The following is a 17,354-nucleotide window of genomic DNA, read 5'->3' on the forward strand; positions in this document are numbered from 1 at the left end:
ACCTACCGTTCGGAATCGTTCACGAGGGGGCGCGCGGGGGCGGGGTGGCGGGGACGGGCGGGATGGTGCCCGGCGGGGGTCACCAGGCGCCGGTCCGTACGACGTGGCGCCGCAGCTTGCCGGTCTGCGTCCTGGGCAGGGACGCCACCACCCGCACCGTGCGCGGCGCCTTGAACGCGGCGAGGCGTTTACGGGCCAGCTCGATCAGATCGGCCGACAGGGCCTGTTCGTCGACCGTCCGGCCGCCGGCCACCGGCGCGGTCGGCACCACGAAGGCGTGCAGCCGGGTCGCGCCCCGGCTGTCGGGGACGGCGGCCACCGCCACCTCCCGCACGGCCGGGTGGTGCCGCAGCACCTCCTCGACCTCCAGCGGGGACACGGTGATCCCGCCGACCATCTCCAGGTCGTCGACCCGGCCCAGGTGCTGGTACGTGCCGTCCGGGTTGCGCCGGGCCCGGTCCCGGGTGGCGAGCCAGCCGTCGTCCGCCGGGCGGACGGAGGCCACCGTCGGCCCGCGCACCCACAGCTCGCCCTCGGCGGCCTCCCCGTCGGTGGCCGCCACCACGGCGCCCTCGCCGTCCCGCAGTTCCAGTTCGAAGCGCGGTACCGGGCGGCCGAGGGTGCCGGGGGCGTTCTCCCAGACGGTGTTCGCGCAGAAGGCGTGGCCCGCCTCGGTGGAGCCGATCTGCTCCAGCACCGGGGCGCCCAGCATCTCGGCGACCCGTTCGCCCAAGCCCCGGGGCATGCTCTCACCCGCGCTGACGGCCGCGCGCACCGAGGCGAAGCACGGCGTGTGGCCGGTGCCGCGCTCGTCCACCAGGGCGGCGTACGCGGAGGGCACCGAGTACAGCAGGGTCACCCGGTGACGGGCCACCAGGTCGTCGGTGAGGCCGGGGCCGGGGCGCTGCGCGCTCAGCACCGCGGACGAGCCCGAGAACAGCGGGAAGACGAAGGCGTTGCCGAACCCGTAGGCGTAGAACAGTTTGGACACCGAGAACGTCACGTCGTCCGGGCCGATGTCCAGCACCTCCCGTCCCACCAGGTCGTAGTACGCGGCCACATGGCCATGGGTGTGGGTCACCGCCTTCGGGCGGCCGGTCGTCCCCGAGGTGTACTGGATGTACAGCGGGGCGTCGGCCGTCACCGGCTCGGCCTCCCGCGCCGCGGCGGCGGCGTCGATGGCGTCCGGGCCGGTGAGCGCCGACAGCTGGTCCGCGCCGAGCCAGCGCGCGGTGTCGAAGTGGTCCTGGAGATCGGGTCCCGAGACACACAGCGCGGCCCGCGAGTCCTCGGCCATGAAGCGGTGGTCGTCGGCGGTGAGCCCGGGGTTGACCAGGACCGCCGTGGCCCCCAGCCGGGCGACGGCCAGGAACGTGGCCACCCACATGACGCCGTCGGGCAGCGCGATCAGCACCCGGTCCCCGGCGCCCACTCCGCGCCCGGCCAGCACGGTGGCGGCGCGGGCGGCACGGTCGTGGACCTCGCCGTGGGTCCAGATCCGGTGCGCCTCCAGGAAGGCGGGCCGGGCCGACCAGCCGCACCGGTCGGCGAGCGCGGCCAGATGCGCGGCCACGTTGGCGGACACCGACGGGACGAAGACCGACGGGCCGGACAGCACGAGCCCGGAGCGGCCGAGGACCGGGCCGAGCAGGGCGGACTCCGAGAGACCGGAGAGTTCCGAGAGATCGGAGAGAGCGGTCACCGTTCCAGCTCCTTCGCGGGTGCGTCCGGCAGCGACGGGGCCGCCGCTACCAGCAGGTCGTCCAGCTCACCGGCGGGCCGCTGTTCCGAGGCGTCATAGGCGCGCATCGTGGCGGCGGTCTTCAGCAGCATCTCCTCGTACTCCTCGGCCGGATCGGAGTCGAGGATGATGGCGCCGCCCGCGCCGATGTGCATCCGGCCGCCGGTGAACACCGCGGTGCGGATGACGATGCTGAGGTCGGCGGCGCCGTTGCAGCTGAGGAAGCCGAGGGCGCCCGAGTACACGCCGCGGGCCTCGGACTCCAGCGCGTCGATGATCTCCATGGTGCGCAGCTTGGGGGCGCCGGTCATGGAGCCGCCGGGGAAGCAGGCGCGTACGCAGTCGACGGTGCTGGTGTCCTGGCGCAGCCGGCCGCGCACGGTGGACACCAGCTGGTGCACGGTGGCGTACGACTCGGTGTTCATCAGCCGCGGGACGTACACACTGCCCGGCTTGCACACCCGCCCCAGGTCGTTGCGGAGCAGGTCGACGATCATCAGGTTCTCGGCCCGGGGCTTGGCGCTGGTGGCGAGGGCGGCCAGCGCGCGGGCGTCCTGCTCGGCGTCCCCGGAGCGCGGCGCCGTGCCCTTGATCGGCTTGGCCTCGGCGATGCCGTCCGGGGTGACGCGCAGGAAGCGCTCGGGGGAGGCGCACGCCACGTCGGTGTCGCCGAACCGCAGATAGGCGGCGTACGGGGCCGGGTTGCAGCGCCGCAGCGTCCGGTAGAAGGTGTACGAGTCGCTCGGGGCGGGCAGCCACGCGGAGTTGGTGAGGCAGACCTCGTAGCTCACCCCGGACCGCAGCTCGCGCAGGCTCGCCTCGATCGAGGCCAGGTACTTCTCCCGGTCCCGGACCAGCCAGGGTTCGACGGCGGCGGTGGTGGTGAGCGGCGGCGGTGCGGGCAGCGGCTCGTTCTGCGCGGGCACCCCGGTGAGCACGGTCACGGTCGCGTCCAGCCACTCCTTGGCGTCGCGGTGGCCGTCAGGGGTGTCCTCGCTGAGGCAGCAGATGTAGGTGACGCCCTCCTGATGGTCGACCGCGACGAAGCGGTCGGCGAAGAGCCAGCAGGCGTCCGGGGTGGCGGCCTTGTGGCGGCCGGGGGCGCCGCAGTCGGCCTTCATCTCGTAGCCGAGGTAGCCCACGTAGCCGCCGGTGAAGTCGAAGGGCAGGTCCGGGGCGTGGACCTTCCTGGCGGCCAGCTCCCGCTTGAGGTAGTCGAAGACGCTGCCCTCGTAGGTGGTGGCGGGCTTCCCGGGCCGCTCGATCTCGCACACCCGGGTGGCGGTGTCGTACGCCACGAACTCGGCCAGCGGCCCCTGTCCGTCGCCGAGGAAGGAGAAGCGCGCCTCGCCGGACTGGGTCCGCGAACTGTCCAGCCAGAAGGCGCGCGGCGCGTCCGCGTACAGCCGGGTGAAGGCCGCCTCGGTGTCGGTCGCGTCGGCCAGCCAGCGGGCGTGCAGCCGGTAGGAGCGGGCCGGTGCTCCGGCCGCCGCCGGGGCGCTGGCCACCAGCGGCTTCGCGGGGCGCGGGGCGCGGGGCTTGCGGGGCGCGCCCGGGATGGCGGTGGACGTCACGGACTCGCCGTTGGCGTGCTCGATCGTCAGATCGCGGAAGTTGCTGAACATCCGGTGGCCGTATCCGGTGAGCACCGACTCCGGGTGGAACTGCACCCCCCACAGCGGGCGGGCCCGGTGGCGCAGCGCCATCAGGACGCCGTCCTCGGACCAGGCGATGCCCTGGAGGCCCAGCGGCATCGGCTCGGCCACGCACAGCGAGTGGTAGCGGACGGCCGTGAAGTCCTGGGGAAGACCACGGAAGATGCCGCGCCCGCCGTGCTTGATCCGGGAGAGATGGCCGTGGCGCGGCTCGGGGGCGGGTACCACCCGCGCCTGGGCGCCGAGCGCGATGCCCTGGTGGCCGAGGCACACGCCCAGCACCGGGATCGTGGCGCGCTCGATCAGCCGGGCGGCGCCGGAGAAGTCACGGGCGTCGGCCGGATGTCCGGGGCCGGGGGAGACCACGATGTTGTCGAACTCGGAGAGGTCGATGTCCGCGCATTCGGGCGCGTCGTTGAGAAGCACCTCCGGTTCCTCACCGTTGACCTCGGTGAGCAGATGGAAGAGGTTGTACGTGTACGAGTCGTAATTATCGACGAGGAGCGTCCTCAGCGATTCCATCCGGATTTGCCTCCTTGCTTCGGGCCGTCCACCGCCATGCGCCTGTGACGTCCTCGGATCGACTGAAGCGGCGGGTAGAGCCACTTCTTGAGGAGCCGCTGCAGGCGCGGCATGACGAGCCAGGTCACCATCGCGGTCACGCCAAGACACAGAGCCAGGGTCCGCAGCAGGAAATTGGTGTCCTCGAGGAACGGGATCACCAGCACGTTGAAGATGAGGACCGGAGGGAACACGGCGCTCAGGTTCACCAGCCAGAGTTTCCATTTGGGGGGCGGCGGCAGCGGCCGCACCGGACCCTTCAACCAGTTCTGCAGTCCTGAGGTGCGCTGAGTTCCCTTTTCTTGTACGAAGGGACCGGCCCGAGTCGCCAACCGGGCGCGCTCGAGCGAGGTTTCCCAAGCCTGTGCGGATACTTCCCTGTCGAATCGGTAGATGACGTGCCACTCCGAGGACGCCTGACCGGAGCCCATGACGCCACCTCCCAGGTATCCCGGAAGACTTGCCGCGGCATTGAGCATCTCAATCGCCCAGTTATAGAACTCGGTTTCGCGGCCGGGGTCCACCCGGTATGCGGCCGTCACCGTGACCGGTTCCGTGTCCACTCCAGCCGCAACTCCTTCCCGCACCCTGCACGCTCGCCTTCTCAACCCATGCTGACCTGCAAGGACTTCACACTCTTCGCCAGGTCTTCCCGGCGAGTTGACAGGAAGTGTTCCACATCGGGAGATCCGCAACAGTCGAATGCTCAACAACGTACATAAAAGGGCCGTGACCTGCGCGTTATCTACGCTTCGGAGGCTCTGGCCGGGGTGCGAAAAAGAATCTCGGAGGCGGATTGAACATGACGAAGCGCCGGGCCGTATGGAACGTAATGCGGCCCGGCGCTCATAGTCGCCGTCGGGTCTGTTTCGGGCTGTGTAAGCCCGCCGGGGTCAGCCGAGAACCTTCTCCAGCGACGCCAGTGCCGCCTCCAGTTCCTCCCGGGTGATGGTCAGCGGCGGGGCCAGCCGGATCGTCGAACCGTGGGTGTCCTTGACCAGGACACCCTCGCGCAACAGCTGTTCGCCGATCTCGCGCCCGGTGCCCAGCGCCGGGTCCACGTCGACCCCGGCCCACAGACCGCGGCAGCGGTGGCCCGCCACGCCCTTGCCGTGCAGCGCGCTCAGCCCGGCGTCCAGCACCTCGCCCAACTCGGCGGCTCGGCGCTGGAATTCCCCGGTGCCCAGCAGGTCGACCACGGCCGAGCCGACGGCGGCGGCCAGCGGATTGCCGCCGAAGGTGGAGCCGTGCTCGCCGGGGCGCAGCACACCCATCACCGCGCGGTCGGCGACCACGGCGGAGACCGGCACGATGCCGCCGCCCAGCGCCTTGCCGAGCAGCAGGACGTCCGGCCGCACCGCCTCGTGGTCGACGGCGAGGGTGGTGCCGGTGCGGCCGAGGCCGGACTGGATCTCGTCGGCGATGAACAGCGCCCCGGCCCGCCGGGTGACCTCGCGCACCCCGCGCAGGTAGCCGTCGTCCGGGATCAGCACGCCCGCCTCGCCCTGGATGGGCTCGATCAGCACGGCGGCCGTGGTCTCGTCGACCGCCGCCTCCAGCGCGGCGAGGTCGTTGTACGGGACGACGCGGAAGCCCGGCGCGAACGGGCCGAACCCGGTGCGGGCCACCGGGTCGCTGGAGAACCCCACGATCGTCGTGGTGCGGCCGTGGAAGTTGCCGTCGGCCACCACGATCGTCGCCCGGTCCGGGGCGACGCCCTTGACCTCGTACGCCCATTTGCGGGCCAGCTTGATGCCGCTCTCCACCGCCTCCGCGCCGGTGTTCATCGGCAGCACCGCCTCCAGGCCGGTGAGCTGGGCCAGCCCCTCGGCGAACCCGGCGAGCCGGTCGTTGTGGAAGGCGCGCGAGGTGAGGGTGAGCTGGTCGAGCTGGTGGCGGGCGGCCTCGATGAGCGCCGGGTGGCGGTGGCCGAAGTTGAGGGCCGAGTACCCGGCCAGCATGTCGAGGTAGCGGCGCCCCTCGACGTCCCACACCCAGACGCCCTCGGCGCGGGAGGCGACCACGGGCAGCGGGTGGTAGTTGTGGGCGAGCGAGGACTCCTCGGCGTGGATCAGCTCGGCCGAGGAGCGCGCGGGGCGGGCACCGGTGGCCGGGGCGCCGGTGGCCGGGGCGGTGGCCGCCGGGCTGGTGGACGCGGATGCGGTGCGGGCGGGTGCGGTCATCAGCGGATCTCCTGAGTGCAGCACTTGATGCCCCCGCCGGCCTTGTGCAGCTCCGACAAGTCGACGGGGACGGGGACGTAACCGCGGTCGGTGAGCTGGGCCATGAGGCCGGTCGCGCGCGGGGCGACGAACACATGACGGCCGTCGGAGACGGAGTTGAGCCCGAAGGCCATGGCGTCGTCCCGGGTAGCGATCAGCGCCTCCGGGAAGAGGCGCTCCAGGACCTCACGGCTCCCGGGGGAGAACGCCCCCGGGTAGTAGGCGATGTTCTCGTCGTCGAGCGTGAACAGGGCGGTGTCCAGGTGGTAGAAGTACGGGTCCACCAGGAGCAGGCTGATCACCGGCACCCCGAAGAACTCCTGGACCTCCTGGTGGGCGGCGCGCGTCGTACGGAACCCGGTGCCCGCCAGGATGAACCGGCCGGCGGGCACGAGGTCGCCCTCGCCCTCGCACACCGCCTCCGGCGGGTGCACCTCGAAACCGGCCGCCTTGAACCAGGAGGTGTAGGCGAGCTGCTCCGGCCGCCGCTGGGGCGCGTGGAACCGGGAGCCGAAGACCCGGCCCTCCAGGACCAGGGCCGAGTTCGCCGCGAACACCATGTCCGGCAGGCCCGGCACCGGCTCGGCGGCCTCCACCCGGTGGCCGTGGTCGCGGTAGGCGCGGATCAGCGTCTCCCACTGGGCCTGGGCGAGCGCGGTGTCGACCACGGTGTCCTCGCGCATCCAGGGATTGATGGCATACCGGACATCGAAATATCCGGGGGGACAGGTCAGATAGCGCCGGGGGCGCGGCACACGGGGCTGGGGCACGGGGCAGTCCTCTCGCTTCCGCGGGCTACCGGGGAATGATTCAACGGTAGAAAGCGGACGAGAGGGGACACAAGAAAGGAAAATTGCGCGATGGCGCAGTGACGTTGCGTCTCCGGCCGGTTCAGCGATCGTTCATTGCGTCCATGGCTCCGGGTGGCGCTGCGGGGCTGGCGCCCGCCTCGGCGCTGCCCGCGATCAGGTGCGACAGGACCATGTAGCTGATGGTCTTCCGGATGAAGGGCTCGGTCCGGATACGCTCCAGCACCTCCTCGAAGTGCTCCACGTCCCTGGCCATGACATGCAGCAGGGCGTCGGCGCCGCCGGTCACCGTCATGGCCGCGGTGATCTCCGGGTAGCTGGCAACCACCTCCGCCAGCCGCCGCGGCGGTGCCGCGCTGTCGCAGTACACCTCCACGTACGCCTCGGTCCGCCAGCCCAGCGCCGCCGGCCGCACGGTCGTGGTGAAGCCGGTGATCACGTCGTTCTCCCGCATCCGGTCGACCCGCCGCTTGACCGCGGAGGCCGACAGCCCGATCGCGTCGCCGATCTCCGTGAAGCTCGCCCGGGCGTGCGCGACCAGAGCCGCGACGATCTTGCGGTCCAGGTCGTCGAAGGGTGCGGACTGGTTCGCCATGAGGGGTCCTTTCGGCGACCGGTGATGATTAGTCGGAATGTCGTACCGATGAGATGCCCGCAAATCGCGGTGTTTTCCCTTGGTTTCCCGGGCTTTCAGGACGTTTCTGCAAGAGGGGGCGTGTACGGGAGTACGGGGCCCGATGGCGGAGCGGTGGTGTGTTCTGGGCGCCGGGCGTACGAATCCGGGCACCGTACCCGTCGTATCCGCCGCGGTGATTCGGCACAACCTTCCGGCGATCCTTGCCGCGGCGTAACGTCTTCTAATCCCTCACTCGTTTCCAACTGGTGATCAGGTGGCCGTCATGACAACTATTGTCAGCTTCAGGAGAGTGCCGTGAAAAGACCGCGGGACGCCGTGGTCACCGGTCTGGGTTTCTGCCTGCCGGGCGACGCCGAGCCCGTATTCACGGCGGGTCAGGTGTGGGATATCGCCTCCCACGGCCGCTCCGCCCTCGTCCAGCGGGACATCGCCTACGGAGCGGTGAACCTCACCCCAGAACATTTCGGCGAACGGCTCCCCGAAATCCCCGAGTTCTTCTCCCGCCACTACACCGACACCCACCGCTTCGGCCTGGTGTCCCTGGTGGAGGCGTGTGCCGACGCCGAACTGGACCTCCGGGCCGGGGATCTGAGCGAGGCGGCCCTGCTCGTCGGCCGCGGCGGAGTGGACTCCAACGTCGGCGTGTACCTCTCGCTGCTGAACACCCAGTCCGACGAGGCCACCGCGCTGGACGGCGTGGAGATGTTCGTCGCCGCCGCCCTCGGCGCGACCCCCTCCGATGTCGCGGTCGTCCAGGCCGCGGCCGCCCGCTCCACCGGCCCCTGCTTCACGGTGACCTGCGGCTGCTCGTCCGCTGCCGTGCAGATCGGCAACGCCCGCCGGATGATCGCCACCGGCGAGGTCGAGATGGCCGCCGTGACCGGAGTCGACGTCTTCGACATCGCCCTGATCCAGCACGGCCAGCAGGTGCAAGTGGGCGCCCAGCGCGCCCACGAGGCGGTGGACGCCGCCGCCATGCCGGACCTCCTCGCCTCGTTCGACTCCCTCATGCGCCCCTACGACCGGCGCGCCGACTGCATCAACCACGGCGAGGGATCCGCCACCGTGATCCTGGAGAGCCGGGAACACGCCCTGCGCCGCGGCGCACACCTCTACGGCCAGGTGCTCGCCACCGCCATGACCCGCGACGGCCTCGACAACCCCCTCGCCACCGACGCCGGCGGCGCCCAGCTCGTGCGGGCCGTCCGCGCCTGCCTCGGCGACCGGTGGCGGATCGAGCAGATCCCGTACGTCAACGGCGCCTGCGACGGCGGCGCCGCTGTCACCGCCCTGGAGGTCAACACCATCCGGGAGCTGTACGGACCGGACAGCTCTGTCCTGGTGACCACCCAGGAGGCGTGCTTCGGCCACCACGGGTCACCCATCGGCTGCGTCGGCGCCGCGCTGACCCTGATGATGATGGAACAGGGCGAGGTGTGCCCCACCGCCAACTGCGAGGAACCCGCCGACGGCCTGCCCTTCGACCCGGTTCCCGGCACCCGCGCCCGTCCCCTCGACTTCGACTACGCGCTGAGCTTCAACTACCAGATCGGAGGCGTGAAGCACGCCATGCTGCTGGGCAGCCCGGACGCCATCTGAGTCCGCCCCCGCCCTGGCCTCCACCCCACAGGCCGAACACTTCCAAGGAGACCCTGATGCGTCACAACACCCCTGCCTCCGGTCGCCCGCCCACCCGCATAGCCGTAGTCGGCATGGGCTGCCGCCTCCCCGGAGACATCGACTCGCCCGCCGCGCTGTGGCACCTGCTCGCCGAGGGACGGGACGCGGTCGCCGTGCCGCCCGCCGAGCGCACTGCCCTGTGGGGGCCACCGCCCCCCACCGGCCCGGCGGACGGCTCCGGACTGCCCGCTGTCGGCGGCTATCTGCGCGAAGTGTCCGGCTTCGACGCCGACTTCTTCGGCGTCTCCGGCCGCGAGGCCGACGTCCTCGACCCCCAGCACCGGCTGCTGCTCGAAGTGGCCTGGGAGGCCCTGGAACACGCCGGAATGCCGCCCGACCGGCTCGCGGGCACCGCCACCGGCGTCTTCACCGGCCTCAGCTACAACGACTACGCGGACCGACTCGACCGGCACACCCAGGAACAGTGGGGCTCGGCCCTGTCCAACGCGCACTGCGTCGCCGCGGGCCGGATCTCCTACCTCCTCGGCCTCCAGGGGCCCTGCCTGGCCCTGGACACCGCCTGCTCCTCCTCCCTGGTCGCCGTGCACCTCGCGGCCCAGGTGCTGCGCGCGGGCGAATGCGATCTGGCCCTCGCGGGCGGCGTCACCCTGATGTTCGAACCCAGAGTCACCCGCTCCTTCGACCGGATGGGCATGCTCTCCCACACCGGCCACTGCCGCGCCTTCGACGCCGCCGCCGACGGCTTCGTGCGCGGCGAGGGCTGCGGCATCGTCGTCCTCAAACGCCTCCCCGACGCCATCCGCGACCGGGACCGCGTCCTCGCCGTCCTGCGCGGCTCCGCCATCAACCAGGACGGCCACTCCGACGGACTCGCCGCACCCTCGCCCACCGCCCAGCGCGCCCTGTACGAGGAGGCGCTCGCCCGCGCCGGGATCGACGCCCGCGACGTCGGCATGGTCGAAACCCATGGCACCGGCACCCCGGTCGGCGACCCCGTCGAATTCGGCAGCCTCGCCAAGGTGTACGGCAGCGGCCGCGACCGCTGCGCCCTGGCGTCCGTCAAAACCAACCTCGGCCACCTCGAACCCGCCGCCGGGGTCACCGGCCTCATCAAGGCCATCCTCTGCCTGAACCAGGGCCTCATCCCGCCCAATCTGCACTTCACCCGCTGGAACCCGGCCATCGACGCCGAGGCCACCCGCTTCTTCGTCCCCCGGGAACTCACCCCCTGGCCCGTGCGCGCCGGCCCCCGCCTCGCGGCCGTGTCCTCCTTCGGGTTCTCCGGGACCAACGCCCATGTGGTGCTGGAACAGCCGCCCGCCACCCCGGCCCGCCCCCGCGCCTGGCGGCCGCGCCACACCACCGGCGCCGATCCGCACATCGTCCTCCTCCCGGCCGGGTCCCCCGCCGCGCTGCCGGCCGCGGCGCGGCGCATGGCCGACTGGCTGGAGGGCGACGGCGCGGACGTACCGCTGCGCGACATCGCCCACACCCTCGCCCTGCGCCGGGCCGCGGGCCGCGGACGCCTCGGCGTCACCGCCACCAGCCACGACGAACTCGCCCAGGTCCTCCGGGCGTTCGCCACCGGCCAGGCCCACCCCGCGGTGGTGACGGGCGCCGTGGGCGCCGAGGTGTCCCGGCGGCCGGTGTGGGTGTTCTCCGGACAGGGCTCGCAGTGGCCCGGCATGGGACGCGGCCTGCTGGAGCGCGAACCCGCCTTCGCCGCCGCCCTCGCCGAGGCCGATGAACTCATCGCCGCCGAGACCGGCTTCTCGGTGCTCGACATCATCCGCGCGAGCGAGCCGGTGACCGGCTGCGCCCGCGTCCAGCCCGTGCTGTTCGCCCTGCAGACCGCCCTCGCCGCCACCTGGCGTGCCCATGGCGTCGAACCCGCCGGGGTCGTCGGCCACTCCATGGGCGAGGTGGCGGCCGCCGTGGTGGCCGGGGCGCTCTCCCTGGCCGATGGCGTCAAGGTCATCTGCCGCCGCTCCGCGCTGCTCACCCGGATCGCCGGAAACGGCGCCATGGCCACCGTGGGCCTGCCCGCCGACGAGGTCCAGGCCGAACTCGACAGAGCCGTATCCGGTGCCGTCACCGTCGCCGTGATGGCCGCGCCCGGCTCCACCGTCGTGGCCGGGGACACCGCGCGTGTGGAACGCCTGGTCGCCGACTGGGAGGCCCGCGGCGTGCCCGCCGCCCTGGTCGCCGTCGACGTGGCCTCGCACTCCCCGCAGGTCGACCCGCTGCTCCCCGAACTGCGCACCGTCCTCGCTGATCTGACGCCTCGTCGGCCAGACATTCCCTTTTACACCACCGTCCTCGACGACCCGCACGACCTGCCCGCCTTCGACGCCGACTACTGGTGCGCCAACCTCCGCCGCCCGGTCCGGTTCTCCGCCGCGCTCACCGCCGCCGCGGCCGACCGCCACCTGGTGTACGTGGAGATCTCCCCGCACCCCGTGGTCACCCACCCCGTCACCCGCACCCTCGCCGGACTGACCCGGGACCCCGTCGTCCTGCCCACCCTGCGCCGAGGCGAGGACGAGACCACCACCTTCCGCACCCAGCTCGCCGCCCTCCACTGCGCGGGCGTCCCCGTCGACTGGGCCCACCTGTACGGGGACGGCGACCTCGCCGACGTCCCCGCCATCACCTTCGACCGCACCCCCCACTGGGCCACCCCCGCCCTCCCCGCCGACACCACCGGTCGGCCCGCCCACGAACTGCCCGGCAGCCACACCGAAGTGCCCGGCGAATCCCTCCGCCACTCCTGGCGCGCCAGCACCGGCACCGCCACCCTGCCCTGGCTGGACGACCACCGGGTGCACGGCACCCCCGTGCTGCCCGGCGCCGCCTACTACGCGCTCGCCCTCACCACCGCCTGCCAGGTCTTCGACGCAGCCCCCACCGAGGTCGAGGTCACCGATCTGCGCTTCCACGAGTTCCTGACCATCGCCGAACACACCGACCTCAGCACCACCGTGACCGTGGCCGCCGCCGACCGCGCCACCTGCGAGATCTTCGGGCGCGGCGAGGACGGCAGCTGGATCCGGCAGGCCGGTGCGGTCCTGCGCCGCCTCGCAGCACCCCCGAAGCCCCGCCCCGCCTCCGTACGCACCCTGGCCCTGCGCCACCCCGTCCCCATCGAACCGGCCGCCCTGTACGGCAACCTGCGGGAGCGGGGCATCGAACACGGCCCGGCGTTCAACGGGATCACCGAGGTGCACACCTCCCGCCATGGCAACAGCTTCTGGGCCCGGGTACGGATCCCCGACGCGGCACGCAGCCCCGGACACGCCCTGCGCATCCACCCCGTCCTGGTCGACCTGTGCGCCCAGCTCTTGGCCGCCGGGCTCCTGGAGGACGCCGACCAGGGGCTGGTGCTGCCCGTCGGGATCCAGACCGCCCGCGTCCTCGGCGACCCCGCCACCGCCGTCTACTGCCACGCCCGGCTGACCGCCGAGTCCACCGCCGGAGTCCTCGTCGGCCACATCCGGCTGCTCGACGGGGAAGGCCGCCCGATCCTCGCCGTCGACGGCCTGCGCATCGCCCGCCGCGCCGCCCAGCCGACCACCGAGGTCGACCAGTGGTTCCTGGAGGTCGGCTGGAAACGCGCCGCGCTGCCCGCCCCCGATGACGGACGCCCGCCCGGCCACTGGCTCGTCGTCGGCGAGGGCGACGGCTCCGCCCACACCACGGCCGACGCGCTGCGCGCCGCCGGAGCCACCGCCCGGGTCTGGGACCCGCCCTTGGACGACGCACGGCTCGACGCCCTCCGCGACGACCTCACCGCCCGGCTGACCGGCCCCGGCGCACTGCCGCGCGGCGTCGTCCTCCTGTGCGGCACCGCGCCACGTACCGACGGTCCCGAGGACACGCATACGGACGACAGCGGCGACGACGCGCTGCGCCGCACCCGGCGGCTGCTCGCCACCGCCCAGGCCCTCGCCGCCGGTCCCACCGTGCCCGCCCGTCCCGCCGACCCGCCGCGCCTGTACGCCGTCACCCGCGGCGCCCGGGCCGTGGCGCCCGACGGCGTGCCCGACCCGGGGCAGAGCGCACTGCGCGGACTGGTGCGGGTGCTCGCGTACGAACACCCCGAACTGCGCGCCACCCTGGTCGACACCGACCCGGCCGCGCCCCTCGACCTCGTCCCCGAACTCCTCGCCGACGCCGCCGAGGACGAGATCGCCCTCCGTGGCGGCACCCGCCACACCGCCCGGCTCGCCTACGCACCCCTGACCGACACCGAACGCACCACGGCCGCCGCCCGCACCGTACGCTGCGGCACCGACGGCTTCCGGCTGCGGGCCGGACGCCTCGGCGACCTCGGCACCCTGGAGCTGACCACCGCCGGACGGCGCCCGCCCGGCCCCGGCGAGGCCGAACTGCGCGTCCTGGCCGCGGGCATGAACTTCCGCGACGTCCTCACCGCCATGGGCCTGCTCCCCGGCGATGGCGACGTCCGCTACCGGATGGGCTTCGAATGCGCCGGTGAGGTGACCGCCGTCGGCGCCGGCGTCGACCACGTCCGCGTCGGGGACCGGGTCGTCGCGGCCGACGCGCGCGGCGGCGCCTTCGGCTCCTTCACCGTCGTACCCGCCGACTGCACCGCCCCCATACCGGACGGACTCGACCCGGCCACCGCCGCCGGACTGCCCCTCGCCTTCCTCACCTCCTGGTACGCGCTGCGCCACATCGGCCGGGTCACGGCGGGCGAGCGGGTGCTGATCCACTCGGCCACCGGCGGCACCGGACTGGCCGCCATCGCCGTCGCCCGGCTGCTGGGCGCCGAGGTGCTGGCCACCGCGGGCAGCGAGGACAAGCGCCGCTATCTGCACTCCATGGGCATCACCCACGTCATGGACTCCCGCTCGCTCGACTTCCGCGACGAGGTCATGGCGGCCACCGGCGGCGAGGGCGTCGACGTCGTCCTCAACTCCCTGTCCGGCGCGGCCATCCGGGCCGGGCTGGAGTCCCTGCGCCCCTTCGGCCGCTTCATCGAACTCGGCGTCCGCGACATCCTCTCCGACGCCCCGCTCGGGCTCTCGCCCCTGCGCCACAACATCACCTTCAGCACGGTCGACCTCGTGGAACTCCAGACCTCCCGCCCCGAGGTGTTCGCCGCCGCGCTGCACGAGGTGCTCGACCAGTTCGCCGCCGGGCGCCTGAGGCCCCTGCGGTGCACCACCTATCCGCTGGCCGATGCCACCGAGGCGTTCCGGCAGATGGCGGGCGCCCGCCACCTCGGCAAGCTGGTGCTGACCCTCCCGCAGCAGGGCGACGTCAGCGCCGTCCTGCCCGACGGGCCCGTCCCGGTGCGCGAGGGCGGCACGTATCTGATCACCGGTGGTCTGCGGGGCCTCGGCCTCGCCACCGCCCGCTGGCTGGCCGGACAGGGCGCGGGCCACCTCGTGCTCAACGGCCGTACCGCACCCGTGGGCGCCGACGCGCAGACCCTCGGCGAAGTGTCGGCCACCGGCACCAAGGTCACCGTCATCCTCGGCGACATCGGCCGCCCCGGCACCGCCGAGCGGCTGGTGGCCGCCGCCACTACGGACGGGGCACGGCTCGACGGCGTCGTCCACTGCGCCATGGTCCTCGACGACGCGGCGGTCACCAACATCCGCGAGGACCAGCTGGGCCGGGTGTGGACACCGAAGGTCACCGGGGCGTGGCGGCTGCACCAGGCCACCGCCGGACTGCGGCCCGACTGGTTCGCGGTGTTCTCCTCGATGGCCTCGCTGCTCGGCAACCCCGGGCAGGGCGCCTACGCCGCCGCGAACGCCTGGCTGGACGGCTTCGCCGCCTGGCGCTCCGCCCAGGGCCTGCGCACGCTGGCCGTGGGCTGGGGCCCGTGGGGCGAGACCGGTGTCGCCACCGGTTTCGCCGACCGTGGCTACCGGACCATCCCCACCGACGAGGGCCTGCGCGCGCTCGGCACCCTCCTGGCGTACGGGCGGGTGCACACCGGTGTCATCCCCGGCGAACCCGTCAGCTGGATCCCGGCGGCCGGGCGCCACTCGTCCCTGTTCGGCCACCTCGTCCCCGGCGAGGACCAGCTGGCCGACGCCGAGGAGAACACTGACGACATCCGGGGCCGGCTGGCCGCCATCCCGGCCGGACTCGCCCGCCGCGCCGCCCTGGAGGCGTATCTGACCGACCACATCCGGGTCGTCCTGCGGCTGAGCAGCACCACCCTCGATCCGCAGACCCCGCTGAAGTCCCTCGGCTTCGACTCGCTGCTCGCCATGGAGCTGCGGGTACGCCTGGAAACCGGCCTGAACATCAAGCTCGCCGCCAACTTCGTCTGGCAGCACCCCCATGTGGCGGCCCTCGCCACCGGCCTGGCCCAGCACATGGACCTGGAACTGGACGATCGGCAGGAACGGCTGAGCGCCTAGTGGCCCGGCGGCTGCGGCGGCTCGCGCAGGTCAGCGAGGTGCCGCAGCCGCCGTTCACACCTCAGACCGGCACCACATCCGCCGTGGCCACGGGCTTTCCGGTGGCGAACGCCTCATTCGCGGCCAGACCGGTGACCAGGGCCAGCGCCCCGTCCGCCTCGGTGGCCCGCTGCTTCGACGCGTCGGAGCCGTCCTCGGCGTGAGGCGTTCCGGTGGCCGCCGCGGGATCCAGGGGGCCGTACAGCGCCGTCAGCATGCGCTCGTCCCCGCCACCGTGCCCCGCGTGGTCGAACGCGGGCAGCGCCACCTCCCGCGGCGGCTCCCACAACGGGCGCAGGATCACGCGCGGGCCGCCCGCGTTGGCGAGCGCCTCGTCGCCGTGGATGGTGCCCCGGCCGGAGGCGGTGCCCAGGACGGGCGGCTGCCACCGGCTCTCCTCCACCTCCAGCTCCAGCCGTCCGCGGGTGCCGTTGAACATCACCCGGTAGCCCTCCCACGGGGAGTACGCGGTCAGGTGGTACGTCATGGTGGCGCCGGTGTCATAGCGCACCAGCAGCGACATGTCGTCCTCGATGGTGATGCCGTCGCCGAACACATTGCGGTCCCGGTGGTAGCCGTCCGCGCCCTCGGCGTCGAGGTACAGCGAGCGCAGCGCGTCGTTGTCGGCCAGCTCCAGCGCGAACGGGTCGTCCTTGGCGGCGGACGCGCCATGGGCCCGCTCGTACTCGCGGCGGTAACCGCTGCGCTCGCCCGCCTCGCGGCCGTAGAAGCCGAGCCTGCCGTAGCCGAACACCTCCTGCGGCCGGGCCCCCAGCCACCAGTTGACCAGGTCGAAGTGGTGGCTGGACTTGTGCACCATCAGCCCGCCGCTGTGCTCCTTCTCGCGGTGCCAGCGGCGGAAGTAGTCCGCGCCGTGCCGGGTGTCCAGCAGCCACTCGAAGTGCACCGACAGCACCTCGCCGATGGCGCCCGAGGCGAGCTGCCGGTGGACTTCCTCGTGCACCGGGTTGAAGCGGTAGTTGAAGGCCACCGCCAGATGGTTGCCGGTCTCCTCGACGGTCTGGAGGATGCGGCGGCACTTGGCGGCGTCGGTGGTCATCGGCTTCTCGGTGACCACCCGGCAACCGGCCCGCAGCGCGGGCACGATGTAGGCGTCGTGCAGTGCGTCCACGCAGGTCACGACCACTTCCTGGATGTCGTCCGCACGCAGTCGGCGCTCGAAGTCCTCCGGGCTCCAGGCGGCCGCCTCCGGCTCACCGGCCTCCTTCAGCAGCTGCTGGTGGTGGGCGACGCGCACCGGGTTGGGGTCGCACAGCGCGGCGACCCGCAGCCCGGGGCGGCGGGCCAGCGCCGTGGTGAACATCTGCGCACGGGATCCGGTGCCCACCACCACGGCCCGGGAGGGACTGCTGCCGACGGTCATGCGTCCTCCATAGGAAGTCGATCAACGCGTCCGCAGGATAGGCCGATCGGTGGCTCACCACCACGGGGCAGGTGCCTTCCCCTGGAAGTCGGCGATGCGGGCCCACATGACCGGCGGGTTGGAGTACATGGGGAAGTGTCCACACCGCGGAATCTCGGCGAGTTCGACGCCCGCAGCGTCCAGCCGTGGCAGATAGGACAGGGACGCGTTCTGGTCGCCGTACATGAACATCCTGGGAAACGGCAGCCCCAGGAACGTGGT

Annotated in this window: 9 protein-coding genes and 1 pseudogene; 2 read left to right on the forward strand and 8 right to left on the reverse strand. The window is 72.6% G+C overall.

Annotated features, from left to right (window positions below):
• Nucleotides 1-79: 79 nt before the first annotated feature.
• The 6 genes from ACZ6CL_RS37230 to ACZ6CL_RS37255 all read right to left on the reverse strand — a co-directional run bounded on the left by ACZ6CL_RS37230 (nt 80) and on the right by ACZ6CL_RS37255 (nt 7,583).
• A complete protein-coding gene (locus ACZ6CL_RS37230; protein ID WP_468944554.1) occupies nt 80-1,618 on the reverse strand; it encodes an AMP-binding protein in 1,539 nt (512 codons plus the stop codon).
• An 80-nt stretch (nt 1,619-1,698) separates the two neighbouring features.
• On the reverse strand, nt 1,699-3,918 hold the full coding sequence (gene pabB, locus ACZ6CL_RS37235; protein ID WP_468944525.1) for an aminodeoxychorismate synthase component I: 2,220 nt from the start codon (nt 3,916-3,918) through the stop codon (nt 1,699-1,701).
• Entirely contained in the window at nt 3,906-4,520 is a 615-nt protein-coding gene (locus ACZ6CL_RS37240; RefSeq protein WP_468944528.1) for a hypothetical protein, read from the reverse strand. The genes pabB and ACZ6CL_RS37240 overlap by 13 nt, the downstream gene beginning before the upstream one ends.
• A 330-nt stretch (nt 4,521-4,850) precedes the next feature.
• Nucleotides 4,851-6,140 (reverse strand): ornithine--oxo-acid transaminase, encoded by a 1,290-nt coding sequence (gene rocD, locus ACZ6CL_RS37245; RefSeq protein WP_468944530.1) that lies wholly within the window; start codon nt 6,138-6,140, stop codon nt 4,851-4,853.
• Nucleotides 6,140-6,949, reverse strand: coding sequence for a dimethylargininase (gene ddaH / locus ACZ6CL_RS37250; RefSeq protein ID WP_468944532.1), 810 nt, complete (start codon nt 6,947-6,949; stop codon nt 6,140-6,142). Before ddaH ends, rocD begins: the two co-directional genes overlap by 1 nt.
• 121 nt (nt 6,950-7,070) lie before the next feature.
• On the reverse strand, nt 7,071-7,583 hold the full coding sequence (locus tag ACZ6CL_RS37255; protein ID WP_468944534.1) for an Lrp/AsnC family transcriptional regulator: 513 nt from the start codon (nt 7,581-7,583) through the stop codon (nt 7,071-7,073).
• 336 nt (nt 7,584-7,919) lie between these two features.
• On the opposite strand from ACZ6CL_RS37255, the gene ACZ6CL_RS37260 reads away from it, so the two are divergent.
• Together ACZ6CL_RS37260 and ACZ6CL_RS37265 are read left to right on the forward strand one after the other, a co-directional pair.
• Nucleotides 7,920-9,224 (forward strand): beta-ketoacyl synthase N-terminal-like domain-containing protein, encoded by a 1,305-nt coding sequence (locus tag ACZ6CL_RS37260; protein ID WP_468944537.1) that lies wholly within the window; start codon nt 7,920-7,922, stop codon nt 9,222-9,224.
• A 56-nt stretch (nt 9,225-9,280) separates the two neighbouring features.
• Nucleotides 9,281-15,670 (forward strand): SDR family NAD(P)-dependent oxidoreductase, encoded by a 6,390-nt coding sequence (locus ACZ6CL_RS37265; protein WP_468944539.1) that lies wholly within the window; start codon nt 9,281-9,283, stop codon nt 15,668-15,670.
• A gap of 61 nt (nt 15,671-15,731) precedes the next feature.
• Here the strand turns inward: ACZ6CL_RS37265 and ACZ6CL_RS37270 are convergent, their stop codons facing one another.
• On the reverse strand, nt 15,732-17,093 hold the full coding sequence (locus ACZ6CL_RS37270; protein ID WP_468944542.1) for a Gfo/Idh/MocA family protein: 1,362 nt from the start codon (nt 17,091-17,093) through the stop codon (nt 15,732-15,734).
• A gap of 54 nt (nt 17,094-17,147) precedes the next feature.
• Nucleotides 17,148-17,354, reverse strand: a pseudogene (locus ACZ6CL_RS37275) (alpha/beta fold hydrolase); the annotation flags it as partial.

The organism is Streptomyces sp. NPDC041200 (assembly GCF_055591805.1).

Coding starts and splice junctions, on each gene's coding strand:
- pabB (WP_468944525.1), bottom strand. CDS start 3,918: ATGGAATCGCTGAGGACGCTCCTCGTCGATAATTACGACTCGTACACG.
- rocD (WP_468944530.1), bottom strand. CDS start 6,140: ATGACCGCACCCGCCCGCACCGCATCCGCGTCCACCAGCCCGGCGGCC.
- ACZ6CL_RS37255 (WP_468944534.1), bottom strand. CDS start 7,583: ATGGCGAACCAGTCCGCACCCTTCGACGACCTGGACCGCAAGATCGTC.
- ACZ6CL_RS37265 (WP_468944539.1), top strand. CDS start 9,281: ATGCGTCACAACACCCCTGCCTCCGGTCGCCCGCCCACCCGCATAGCC.
- ACZ6CL_RS37270 (WP_468944542.1), bottom strand. CDS start 17,093: ATGACCGTCGGCAGCAGTCCCTCCCGGGCCGTGGTGGTGGGCACCGGA.